This is a genomic window from Aquimarina algiphila (assembly GCF_007489275.1).
Taxonomy (GTDB): Bacteria; Bacteroidota; Bacteroidia; order Flavobacteriales; family Flavobacteriaceae; genus Aquimarina; species Aquimarina algiphila.
This window is the reverse complement of sequence record NZ_VLNR01000015.1, coordinates 88786-99988: the sequence shown is the minus strand read 5'-3', so window position 1 is coordinate 99988 and position 11203 is coordinate 88786. Positions and strand designations below refer to the sequence as shown.

Annotated in this window: 10 protein-coding genes, 1 other RNA gene and 1 pseudogene; 9 read left to right on the top strand and 3 right to left on the bottom strand. The window is 30.8% G+C overall.

The window, feature by feature from the left end; genetic code table 11:
* The 6 genes and pseudogenes from FOF46_RS32515 to FOF46_RS09460 all read left to right on the top strand — a co-directional run.
* Positions 1–113: pseudogene (locus FOF46_RS32515) on the top strand (IS982 family transposase); the annotation flags it as partial.
* Positions 114–278, top strand: a complete 165-nt coding sequence (locus FOF46_RS31455; RefSeq protein ID WP_167571781.1) for a hypothetical protein — start codon at positions 114–116, stop codon at positions 276–278.
* A 36-nt stretch (positions 279–314) separates the two neighbouring features.
* The gene (locus tag FOF46_RS09475; RefSeq protein WP_109435446.1) at positions 315–1271 is read left to right on the top strand and encodes a PorP/SprF family type IX secretion system membrane protein; all 957 of its coding nucleotides are present in this window, start codon (positions 315–317) and stop codon (positions 1269–1271) included.
* A gap of 174 nt (positions 1272–1445) precedes the next feature.
* Entirely contained in the window at positions 1446–2261 is an 816-nt protein-coding gene (locus FOF46_RS09470; RefSeq protein WP_143916281.1) for a mechanosensitive ion channel family protein, read from the top strand.
* Positions 2262–4181: 1920 nt separating this feature from the next.
* Complete coding sequence (locus FOF46_RS09465) at positions 4182–4838, top strand: TrmH family RNA methyltransferase (protein WP_109435452.1); 657 nt, start codon at positions 4182–4184, stop codon at positions 4836–4838.
* A gap of 39 nt (positions 4839–4877) precedes the next feature.
* Positions 4878–5243 carry a VOC family protein gene (locus FOF46_RS09460; RefSeq protein WP_143916280.1) on the top strand — a complete coding sequence of 122 codons (366 nt, stop codon included), beginning with the start codon at positions 4878–4880 and terminating at the stop codon, positions 5241–5243.
* A 70-nt stretch (positions 5244–5313) separates the two neighbouring features.
* Here the strand turns inward: FOF46_RS09460 and FOF46_RS09455 are convergent, their stop codons facing one another.
* From FOF46_RS09455 to FOF46_RS09445, 3 genes are all read right to left on the bottom strand, one after another.
* On the bottom strand, positions 5314–6078 hold the full coding sequence (locus tag FOF46_RS09455) for a carboxypeptidase-like regulatory domain-containing protein (protein WP_109435443.1): 765 nt from the start codon (positions 6076–6078) through the stop codon (positions 5314–5316).
* Between the two features lie 134 nt (positions 6079–6212).
* Complete coding sequence (locus FOF46_RS09450) at positions 6213–7976, bottom strand: DEAD/DEAH box helicase (protein WP_109435442.1); 1764 nt, start codon at positions 7974–7976, stop codon at positions 6213–6215.
* A 204-nt stretch (positions 7977–8180) separates the two neighbouring features.
* Positions 8181–9233, bottom strand: a complete 1053-nt coding sequence (locus tag FOF46_RS09445; protein WP_143916279.1) for a glutaminyl-peptide cyclotransferase — start codon at positions 9231–9233, stop codon at positions 8181–8183.
* A gap of 88 nt (positions 9234–9321) precedes the next feature.
* Here FOF46_RS09445 and ffs point away from each other — a divergent pair.
* The 3 genes from ffs (at position 9322) to fsa (ending at position 11156) form a co-directional block, all read left to right on the top strand.
* Positions 9322–9420, top strand: an RNA gene (ffs, locus tag FOF46_RS09440) — signal recognition particle sRNA small type.
* Between the two features lie 98 nt (positions 9421–9518).
* The gene (locus FOF46_RS09435; RefSeq protein ID WP_143916278.1) at positions 9519–10340 is read left to right on the top strand and encodes an SDR family oxidoreductase; all 822 of its coding nucleotides are present in this window, start codon (positions 9519–9521) and stop codon (positions 10338–10340) included.
* A gap of 162 nt (positions 10341–10502) precedes the next feature.
* Positions 10503–11156, top strand: a complete 654-nt coding sequence (fsa, locus tag FOF46_RS09430) for a fructose-6-phosphate aldolase (protein ID WP_109435440.1) — start codon at positions 10503–10505, stop codon at positions 11154–11156.
* Positions 11157–11203 lie beyond the last annotated feature (47 nt).

The window sequence follows — 11203 nt, the reverse complement described above, 5'->3', positions numbered from 1 at the left end:
AGGGATTTAAAAATAGAATCTTATCAAAGATCACAGCAATGACCATTATTCAATATATCAATAGGTTTGAATTCAACAGAAATATAAACAACCTAAAAATTAATATTAACTAAATGCACAACGGGTTATGTACATATTTATTTATAGCATATTCATTTTTAGAAACCTCTTCTTCATTAATACTCAATAAACATGATGAAATACGAATTGATGGCAAAAATGTTATCATTTATAAAAATGGCAAATATGCAAATGATATCTCAATGATATATTTATAATCTTTTATCAAGATTAGGTATACTAAATTGTCGTCTATGAAAATTATACATATAATAATTACTATAGTACTTTTGAATGTTGTGTTTCATAATAGTTATGCACAGCAAGATGCTCAGTATACTCAATATATGTATAATACTATTAGTGTTAACCCTGCCTATGCCGGAAGTCGAGGAGTACTTAGTATTATGGGATTGCATCGTAGTCAATGGGTTGGTTTGGATGGTGCACCTCGTACTCAGACATTAACAATTAATACCCCCATGGGAACTAATGAACGTTTAGGGTTAGGATTGTCAATCGTTAATGATGAAATTGGTCCAACGGATGAGACTTATTTTGGTATCGATTTTTCATACACAATACCACTATCTGAAAGAGGAAAACTGAGTTTGGGAATTAAAGCAGGAGGACATTTACTAAATGTTGATTTCCAACGATTATCTCAGTTTAACGGTAATGATGCTTTATTTGAAAATAATATTGATAATAAATTTAGTCCACAAATAGGGGTAGGGTTTTACTATCATACTGATAAATTTTATTTTGGTTTAAGTGCTCCTAGTCTCTTAGAAACTAATCATTTTGATGAAAGTAGTACAAGTAGTGATAGTGAAGCGGTTAGCTTTTTGGCAGAAGAGCGTATTAACTATTATCTGATAACTGGTTATGTATTTGATCTAAATGATAATTTAAAGTTTAAACCAGCAGTATTAGGTAAATTGGTTTTTGGAGCACCATTACAAGTTGATGTTTCTGCAAATTTTTTGATGTATGAACGGCTAACTTTAGGAGTTGCCTATCGCTGGAGTGCAGCTGTGACAGGTCAGATAGGTTTTCAAATATCTGACGCATTAATGATTGGTTTAGCTTATGATAGAGAAACAACTGAACTGGGACAAACACAATTTAATGATGGGAGCTATGAAGTAATGTTAAGATTCGAGCTCTTTAAAAAATATAATAGAATGTTAACTCCTCGCTTCTTTTAAATCATTATTTTTCCTAATATAGTGGTTGATAGAAAAAATCAATTTGATAATGTTATTTCCAAAATGATTAGTTATTCTTTTTAAGAATTTATATATAAATTTTATATTCAAAAAAAGAATAATAATAAACATAATAATATTCTGTTATCAATACACAACTAACACTCTAAACAAATGGAAAAAGCTCAAGAATGGTTTAATTATGGTATCGAATTAGCAAAAGAATTTGGTCCAAAGCTAGTTACTGCAATTTTAATTTTTATTATAGGATCATGGGTAATAAAAAAAATGATAGGAAGTGCTGGACGAATAATGGCTAAAGGGAAGTATGATGAATCTTTGCAGAAATTTTTATTAAATCTTGTAAATTGGACCTTAAAAATATTTTTGATTATCCTTGTGATTTCCAGATTAGGGATAGATGTCACTACGTTTGCTGCTGTAATTGCTGCTGCTGGTTTAGCTGTTGGTTTAGCATTACAAGGATCCCTATCTAATTTTGCTGGTGGAGTACTTATCATGATTTTTAGACCTTACAAAATAGGGGATTTTATTGAAGCACAAGGAGTAGTAGGATCTGTAAAAGAAATTGAGATTTTTACAACAAAATTAATTACACCAGGAAATAAATTGGCTATTATACCTAATGGAGCTCTTGCAAATGGTAATATCATTAATTATACTGCCGAAGGTATGATGAGAGTAGACCTTACTATAGGTATCGGTTATGATGAAGATATTAAGCAGGCCAAAGAAGTATTGTTACAAGTATTAGTATCTAATCCAAAAGTTCTACAAGATCCCGCACCATCAGTAAATGTATCTCAATTGGGAGAGAGCTCTGTCGATTTTGCTGTCAGACCTTATTGTGCTCCAGAAGAATATTGGAATGTATATTTTGAAACGTTAGAAAACTGTAAACTTGCTCTAGATAAAGCAGGAATAGAAATTCCTTATCCTCATTCTGTAGAAATTCAAAAGAAAGCTTAGTAATAAAGAGAGAGAAATATATCAGGAGTTTTAATATGTATATTCTTCTTAAAAGCTATAAAACTAATTAACTATCGGAGAACTAGAGTATTATAATTATTTTGAGGATTTAATGCAGCTTGTTTTCCATAATTTGACGTTTTTTAAAAAAATAAAAACGGATAAAAGGCGTTAAATTATAGTTAAAAATAACTTTATTTAATTTCTATTGAAGAATATTCTTACTTTTTTTGTTTGTTGAAAATCACTGTTATTAAATTTCAAATCATTGTTTTTTAGGTGTTTATGACTTTTTTTGATTAGAATTTTAATTTATGTTATTTGAATTTTTTAGCGTATAAACGGGATAAAGATTTTTTACGGTTTAACCGTAATAATTAGGTGTTTTTGTCGTATGTGTGTTTGGCAAATTGTGATTATCTTTAAGTATTGTTTTTTAGTAAAACATGAAATATAGTTTAGAAGAATAAAAACTTATTTTCTTACCCCTACCTTTTGGTTTTTATATTCTATATATTTTTAATTTGTAAACACGTAGTAAGGTCAAATAAAATCTATATATGTAAATCTATATCATATATTTTTATTGATATATATAAGCAATATATGTACTATTTGTTTAGTACATGAATTATGATAAAAATAAAAATTGGTAAATAGTAAAATATGTTTTGGACAATTAGCTAGGAGTATTTTTTATAAAAATTATACTGTATACTAGACTAGATGTTTAAACAAAACAACCCCGCAATTGTAAAACTTTGGCGAGCCAACAAAAGCAGGGTCTGAATAACGATTAATTTAAAAATTAACCATTATGAGTGGATTATTAATTCTTGCAATTACAAGATATAATTTATGGTCTTGTTTTAATGAGACTTGTCTTTCCTTAAAAGAAAAGAAGATACATTCTTTTGGTAATTTTTCAAGTGCGAAATATAGGTATTCTTTATCTTTTTTACGGTATTCCCGTAAGTTTTTTAGCACTTTCTTAACAGTTTTTTTAACAGAGTTTAGAGCTTCTACATGCTATAAGAATATAGTTTATAGTTGTAATAATTTGATTTTCAGTGTTTTTTTTGTTTTTAAAAAGATGACGTTAAGCGATATATTTTTCCCTATTCATAAAACTAGTTTATCAGGTTTTTACAAGATTGAGGAAATGCGTTATGATATATAATATTGAAGAAGAAAAATAAAACCAATTACAATATTTATGTGATTGATTATAAAGTACATTTTGACAATGTGTTTACTATAAACCTCCTGTTGTTAGGGGTAATTTCAGGAGGTTTTAATTTAAAAAGTAGCATTTGTATTGTCAAATAAATAAAATGAAACTAATTATTAAAGTATAATTAGTTATAAGGTTACATTTTGACAATGTGTTTACTATAAACCTCCTGTTTTTAGGGGTAATTTCGGGAGGTTTTTATATTAATTTACAACTAGTCAGAAAAAAAATAAAATAACTAATGGAGATTAGTTATAAGAGTACATTTTGACAATGTGTTTACTATAAACCTCCTGTTTTTAGGGGTAATTGCGGGAGGTTTTATATTAGTTAGCTTTATTGATCAGATAAAAATATAAAGTAGCTGATAACTATTTAGTTATTAGTTATAAAAATACATTTTGACAATGTGTTTACTATAAACCTCTCGTTTTTAGGGGTAATTGCGGGAGGTTTTATATTGTCAAAAATCGAATGATTTCATATTTTAATTTTACGTGTTTTTAAAATCTGAATTTTAAATCGAGGATTACATTCTCATTTTAATTTCTATTAATGTGATATGTATTCCTATGTTAATATAAATTAAGTTAAATTAAGTAGATGGGCAGAGGGTTGTTTGATAAAACTATCAGACGACCCTCTTTTTTGAGTTTATAAGTATATTGTTTTATATTTTAGCAGCTATGATAGATATAAAACTGCTTGAATATTTAGAATCTTTTCTTACTCCTAGACGACAATATCTTAATAAAAAAGTTTTGGACAATAGAACAAATTATTTTACAGTTGCCGTAGAAGATGTATACCAATTACATAATACAAGTGCGGTGATAAGAAGTTGTGATGTGTTTGGTGTTCAGAATGTACATGTAATTGAAGAGGTAAATGTAAAACGGATAGATAGAGAAATTGCTATGGGAGCACAAAAATGGGTTGATATTAACCGGTATTCATCTACAAAAGAATGTATTGATGTTCTTAAAGCTAAAGGATATCAAATTGTGGCAACCTCTCCGCATGATGACTCAAAGGTTTTAGGAGATTTTAATATTAATCAACCCGCTGCTTTTTTCTTTGGAAGAGAGCAACAGGGGTTGAGTGATGAAGTACTTGAAGCTTCAGATAGTAGATTACATATACCTATGGTTGGTTTTACAGAAAGCCTAAATATTTCGGTGTCTGCTGCAATTATACTACAACATGTGACTTCTCAACTTAGAGATACGGAGATTAAATGGCAATTGCAAGAAGAAGAAAAACTACAAAAGCGAATGGAATGGGCGAAGAAAGTTATTAAAAGTCATGAGCAAATTATTGCACGTTACCATGATAATAAGTAAATTTCAAATAAATAAAATAACAGTTAAACGTTTTATATTATGATAGCATGGTTCGAAATTCCCGTTACTGATATGAATAGAGCAAAAGCTTTTTATGAAAAAGTATTCGATATTGAGATCTCCATACATGACATGGATGGCTTGCAAATGGGATGGTTTCCTAATAAAAATCAATCTGGTATTGCTACAGGATCTTTAGTTGAGGCAGAAGGTCATTATACTCTAAGTGAGAATGGGGTTTTAGTATATTTTTCTTGTACAGATGTATCAAATGAAATGAGTAAAGTAGAAGATGCTGGAGGAAAAGTAGTTTTAGATAAAAAGCAAATTTCTGAAGAGCATGGTTATATGGCTTATTTTATAGATTCAGAAGGTAATAGAATTGCACTACACTCTTCAAATTAAAAAATAATCAGGTTTTATTTACGATATGAAGACATACTTTATAAATAAATAACACTTCTAATTTAATCTTTTATTTTCTGTCTAAAATTTTGTATTCTTCATAACATTCACTTATTGCATCGAGGATTTGAAGATCATTAGCGAATTTTATAAAATCGATAGAATAGTTACAATTGCGAAGTATTTCGTCTATATCTAAACGTTCTACCTGGAGTAATGCTGTTAATGTCGCACGATCAAACTTGGTTTCCAAAAGATTTCTGATTTCATCGTCTTTTTTCATCTTACGAAGCTTTCTGAGCTCTTTAGATCGTTTACTAAAAATGTTATAGAGAAAATCTGCAGGATTAAATATAGCTCCTAAAACTTTATTGACAGCTCCGGGTTGTTTGCTGCCTCCTTCATAACCAGAATTTAATCCAGAAATACTATATCTATAGTTGTTGTAAATAGGAATTCTTTTAGCATCAATCTCTAGATAACCAGTTAGCTGTACATCGGCAACTACAACTTCTTCTAAGGCAATACCTAGTTCGGTCATTTTAATTTTAACTTCTCCAAACTTAATCCAATCATTGGTAACTCTAACCCGTAATGGCTTGTATCCGATATAAGAAAAATAAAGAGTATCATTTACTTTAGCAGGAATATTAAAATTTCCAGAATCATCAGTAATAGTACCAATTACCTGACTAAGGTTCACAATATGAACATTTTCTAATGTTTGGTCTGTAGCAGCATTTAATACCTTACCTGATACAGCTTCAGAATTATTGTCCTGTGCAAAAGAGGTTATACCAATGATTAGTGCTATGTAAAATAATATTCTCTTCATGTATTATAATATGACGTTCATTTTTTAATAATATAACATAAAAATCGCGCCAAAAATCATATTACTTTGTTAAACCTTGGTATTCAATAGATTAATTTTTAAAAAATATTGAACACCAAGACATATCATTTGATTTATCTGCGATCGCTACGCTTTCTTCGATCTCTTCTTTGATTTCCTCCACTACCTCTGTCTTCATTAGAGCCAAAGCGCTTTTTACCTTTTGGTTTAAAGTCGTTACTTCTACGTTTTCCTTTATATCCTCCACCATCATCACGACGGCGTCTTCCGCCTCTTCGGCCAGAATCTTTAGAAATTTCTACATTAACTTTTCTGCCTTCCATTTTGAAATTTTCAAAAACAGAAAGCACAAGTTCTTGATGCTCAGCATTAGTATTAAAGAATGAAAAACTTTCTTTTACATCTACCCGACTTAAAGAATCACTTCCTAACGACAAGACATCTTTAAGGAAGTCTTTTAAAGTCATCCAATCAAATCCATCTTTTTCTCCTACATTGATAAAATAACGAGTACTGCCATCATTGTTTCTAGAATTACCCTCTCGATCACTGCCTATAGCATTTAGATCTCTGGATTTTTTATAATAATTATGAAAACGTGAGAATTCTACTGAAAAGAATTTTTTAATCAATTCTTCCTTAGAAAACTCTTCTAATACTTCATTAATAGAAGGTAAGTAACTATCGATTTCATGATTTATTTCTGCTTTTCCGATATCACTTGCCAAGTGAAATAACTGAACCTGGCATATTTCTTCTCCACTTGGGATTTCTTTTTTCTCAAAATTCTTTTTGATGATTCGTTCTACAGACTTAATTTTTCTAACTTCACTTTTAGAAACAATGACCATAGAAACTCCACTTTTCCCTGCACGTCCAGTTCTTCCGCTTCGGTGGGTATACGTTTCTATCTCGTCAGGAAGTTGATAATTAATAACATGGGTTACGTCATCAACATCAATCCCTCTTGCAGCAACATCTGTAGCAACCAGCATTTGAATTTGTCGATTTCTAAAGCTTTTCATTACCAAATCACGCTGATTTTGACTTAAATCACCATGTAAGGCAGCAGCGTTGTATCCATCCTCAATAAGATTTTCTGCTACTTTTTGTGTATCTCTTTTGGTACGACAGAATACCACAGAAAAAATATCAGGATTGGCATCTGATAGACGTTTTAAGGCAGCGTATCGGTCACGAGAGTTTACTACATAATATTCGTGAGAAACGTTTTTAGATCCTGTGTTTTTATGACCTACAGTAATTTCTATAGGTGTACTCATGAAACGTTTTGCAATTGTAGACACCTCTTTTGGCATGGTGGCTGAGAATAACCAAGTGTTTTTGTCTTTTGGAGTATGAGATAAAATAGCATTAATATCCTCATAGAATCCCATGTTTAACATTTCATCTGCTTCATCTAATATGCAGTAACCAATGTTAGAAATATCAACCAATTTACGATTGATCATATCTTGCATTCTTCCAGGAGTAGCAACAATGATCTGCGCACCACGTTTTATTTGTTTTGCCTGATCAGTTATACTTGCCCCTCCATAAATGGCTACAGTATGTAATCCTGGAACATGTTTAGAGTAATTTTTAAGTTCATTGGTAATTTGTAAACATAGTTCACGAGTAGGAGAAAGGATTAATCCTTGTGTAATTCTACTCTTATTATCTACTTTTTCAATTAAAGGAAAACCAAAAGCAGCTGTTTTTCCTGTACCGGTTTGCGCTAATGCAACGATATCTGTATCTTCATTAAGCAAAATAGGGATTGCCTTTTCCTGTACCTCACTCGGGGTTTCGAAACCCATATCATTCACCGCCTTTATAATGGCTTCACCTAGGCCTAATGCTTCAAATTTATTCATATAGCTAAAAATAAGCCGCAAAGGTACGGTTTATTATCTGTCTATTACAATAACGAGGTACTTATTATAGTGTTGCAATTCGTATTAAAGTTAGGGCTGATAATTTTACGTGTTTCTAAACCCCTTTTTTGAATGGTGTGAATAGTTTGATGGTCTTAAAATCTTGGTTAATTCATTTAAATTTAGGTGCTTATGCTTATTTTTTTATTGCTTTATTACTTCAATTTCAAAAATTTTATCCCAATTTTTACCAGTTACAAAAAGATGTTTGGTATCTGCCTTATATGCTATACCATTTAAGACATCCAGATTTTGATGTTGTAATACTTTTTTACGTAAGCCACTTAAGTTAATGACTGCTTCTAAAGCACCATTTTTTGGATTAATTATAGCGATACCATCTTTTTGCCAAGTATTTGCGTAAATTTTACCTTCCACCCATTCCAGTTCATTAAACCTTGATTTAGCACCTTTATTTGTGGTTACTTCGATATAACGTTTTTCTGCAAGTGTATTGGCATCAAGAATCCATATTTTTTGAGTACCATCGCTTTTATAAATATCGGTACCATTATTACACAAGCCCCAACCTTCTTTACTTTGATTATATGCAAAAGTTCCTGTTTTTTTTAAAGTTGTGAGATCATAAATGAACCCTTCTTTTGCAGTCCATGTTAATTGAAATATTTTATCATTTAATATGGTAATTCCTTCAGCAAAATATTGCTTGTCAATATCTTTTTTTACCAGAACTTCTCCTGTTTTATAATTGACCTTTCTTAGTGTAGATTTTCCTTTTTGTCCTGTACTCTCATAAAGAGTGTCTCCAAAAAATTCTAAGCCTTGAGTAAAAGCTTCTTTGTCATGCGGGTATTCTGCAATTATTTTGTAGCTGTATAATTTAGGAGATGCATTATTAAGAAAAGTTATCTTTTTGGTAATGGTATCTATATTACCACCATAGAATACTTGAGCTTTTAGTACATGATTTCCTAATCTTTCAGTGTCTATTTTTTCTTCATATTTAAAATCATTTTTTACAATGACTCTCTTATCATCTAATACATATGCTACAGAGTCAATTTTAATATTCTGTTTATTTGTAATATCAGCTTTTATCGTCTGACCAAGTACGAATTTGGTTTGATTATCTTCTGTAATGATGGAAAAATATTTTTTTTTCTTTTCCTGATTGCTGCCGCATGAAAAGATAAATAGACTTAATATAATGATGACGAAGGAGTTATGAATCTTCATTTGTGTGGTTAAATTTTGAAGCAAGATATTTATTTTAATTGGGTTTAAAAAATCATTGTTTTATTTACTAAAGATTGTATCTTTGCACCGGCAAGTCCTACACAACTAGCTCCTGTTGAATCCTCCAGGGCGGGAACGCAGCAAAGGTAGACGGTTGTAGCAGTGTGATGTAGGTAGCTTGCCTTTTTTTGTACAATAAATTTGACAAATTCTCACTCTTTTCTTATTTATAATTCATCAATTCTTTAATCGAAATTCGTAAATCAGAATTGTATATTTGCGTATATGAACACAAATCAAAATACCACTGTTGTTTTAATCACCGGCGGCTCCTCAGGAATTGGGAAATCAATAGGTGCATACCTTACAGAAAAAGGATATATAGTATATGGTACAAGTCGTAATCCTTTAAGGTTTCCTGATTTTAATATGTTTAGCCTCCTTCAGTTAGATGTGGCTGATACTGATAGTATTACATCTGCGGTTAAGATAATTGAAGAAAAACATGGACGTTTGGATGTGTTGATAAATAATGCAGGTGCGGGGATTACTGGTCCTATAGAAGAGATTCCAGAAGAAGAAATAATTAGAAACTTTACGACAAATTATTTTGGACCAATTAACGTAACGAAGGCTGTATTACCTTTAATGCGAAAACAAGGTAGTGGTTTGGTAATTAATATAACTTCTATAGCAGGGTATATGGGACTACCATATCGTGGAATTTATAGTGCTTCCAAAGCTGCTTTGGAAATGACTACTGAAGCATGGCGAATGGAATTAAAGAGTTTTAATATCGAAATGACCAATGTAGCTCCGGGAGATTTTGCTACAAATATTGCAGCGGGTCGATACCATGCTCCGGTTATAGATGGTTCTCCGTACGAGAAACCATATGGGGATACTTTAAAGTTAATGGATGGACATGTCGATTCTGGCAGCAATCCTTTAGAAATGGCAGAAGCTGTTTTTAAAATTATTAAAAGTAAAAAACCTAAGGTGCATTATAGAGTGGGAGTATTTATGCAGAAATTCTCAATTGTGCTAAAACGAATTTTGCCGGATAAGATGTATGAGAAAATGTTGATGAATCATTATAAGTTATAATTTTTACACTGTAGGTATAAAACTGGTTATATATACCTGATGAAAAATAAGTTGAGATAGAAAAGAAATCCCTAAATAAACGAAAAGATTGTTTACCGCAACAATGATTATTTTTATATTCGCGGTCAATAATAAAAACACAACAATTTTAAACATAGTACTATGAAATTTTTTATTGATACAGCTAATCTTGATCAAATTAAAGAAGCGCAGGATTTAGGAGTTTTGGATGGAGTAACTACAAATCCGTCTTTGATGGCTAAAGAAGGTATCACTGGTAAAGAAAATATAATTAATCACTATAAGAAAATATGTGATATTGTAACTGGAGATGTTAGTGCAGAAGTGATCTCTACTGATTTTGAAGGTATGATAAAAGAAGGAGAAGAATTAGCAAAACTTCACGATCAAATTATTGTAAAAGTACCAATGATTAAAGAAGGAGTAAAAGCAATTAAATATTTTAGTGATAAAGGTATAAAAACTAATTGTACTCTAGTTTTTTCTGCTGGTCAGGCTTTGCTGGCTGCTAAAGCGGGAGCTACTTATGTTTCCCCATTTATAGGAAGATTAGATGATATTTCAACAGATGGTCTTAATCTTATTGCAGAAATTAGATTGATTTATGATAATTATGGTTTTGATACTCAGATATTAGCTGCATCTGTTAGACATACAATGCATGTAATCGATTGTGCTAAAATAGGAGCTGATGTGATGACTGGTCCTCTATCTTCAATAGAAGGTTTATTAAAGCATCCATTAACAGATATTGGACTTGCTAAATTTCTTGAAGATTATAAAAAAGGAAATTAAAGAAAAAGAATACATCTTTTAAAAAGTATTTAGAAAGCTACTCTTCA

What these genes read in the sequence shown, in the direction of transcription:
- FOF46_RS09470 (WP_143916281.1), top strand. Translation starts at nt 1,446, where the DNA reads ATGGAAAAAGCTCAAGAATGGTTTAATTATGGTATCGAATTAGCAAAA.
- FOF46_RS09465 (WP_109435452.1), top strand. Translation starts at nt 4,182, where the DNA reads ATGATAGATATAAAACTGCTTGAATATTTAGAATCTTTTCTTACTCCT.
- fsa (WP_109435440.1), top strand. Translation starts at nt 10,503, where the DNA reads ATGAAATTTTTTATTGATACAGCTAATCTTGATCAAATTAAAGAAGCG.
- FOF46_RS09450 (WP_109435442.1), bottom strand. Translation starts at nt 7,976, where the DNA reads ATGAATAAATTTGAAGCATTAGGCCTAGGTGAAGCCATTATAAAGGCG.
- FOF46_RS09455 (WP_109435443.1), bottom strand. Translation starts at nt 6,078, where the DNA reads ATGAAGAGAATATTATTTTACATAGCACTAATCATTGGTATAACCTCT.
- FOF46_RS31455 (WP_167571781.1), top strand. Translation starts at nt 114, where the DNA reads ATGCACAACGGGTTATGTACATATTTATTTATAGCATATTCATTTTTA.
- FOF46_RS09475 (WP_109435446.1), top strand. Translation starts at nt 315, where the DNA reads ATGAAAATTATACATATAATAATTACTATAGTACTTTTGAATGTTGTG.
- FOF46_RS09445 (WP_143916279.1), bottom strand. Translation starts at nt 9,233, where the DNA reads ATGAAGATTCATAACTCCTTCGTCATCATTATATTAAGTCTATTTATC.
- FOF46_RS09460 (WP_143916280.1), top strand. Translation starts at nt 4,878, where the DNA reads ATGATAGCATGGTTCGAAATTCCCGTTACTGATATGAATAGAGCAAAA.
- FOF46_RS09435 (WP_143916278.1), top strand. Translation starts at nt 9,519, where the DNA reads ATGAACACAAATCAAAATACCACTGTTGTTTTAATCACCGGCGGCTCC.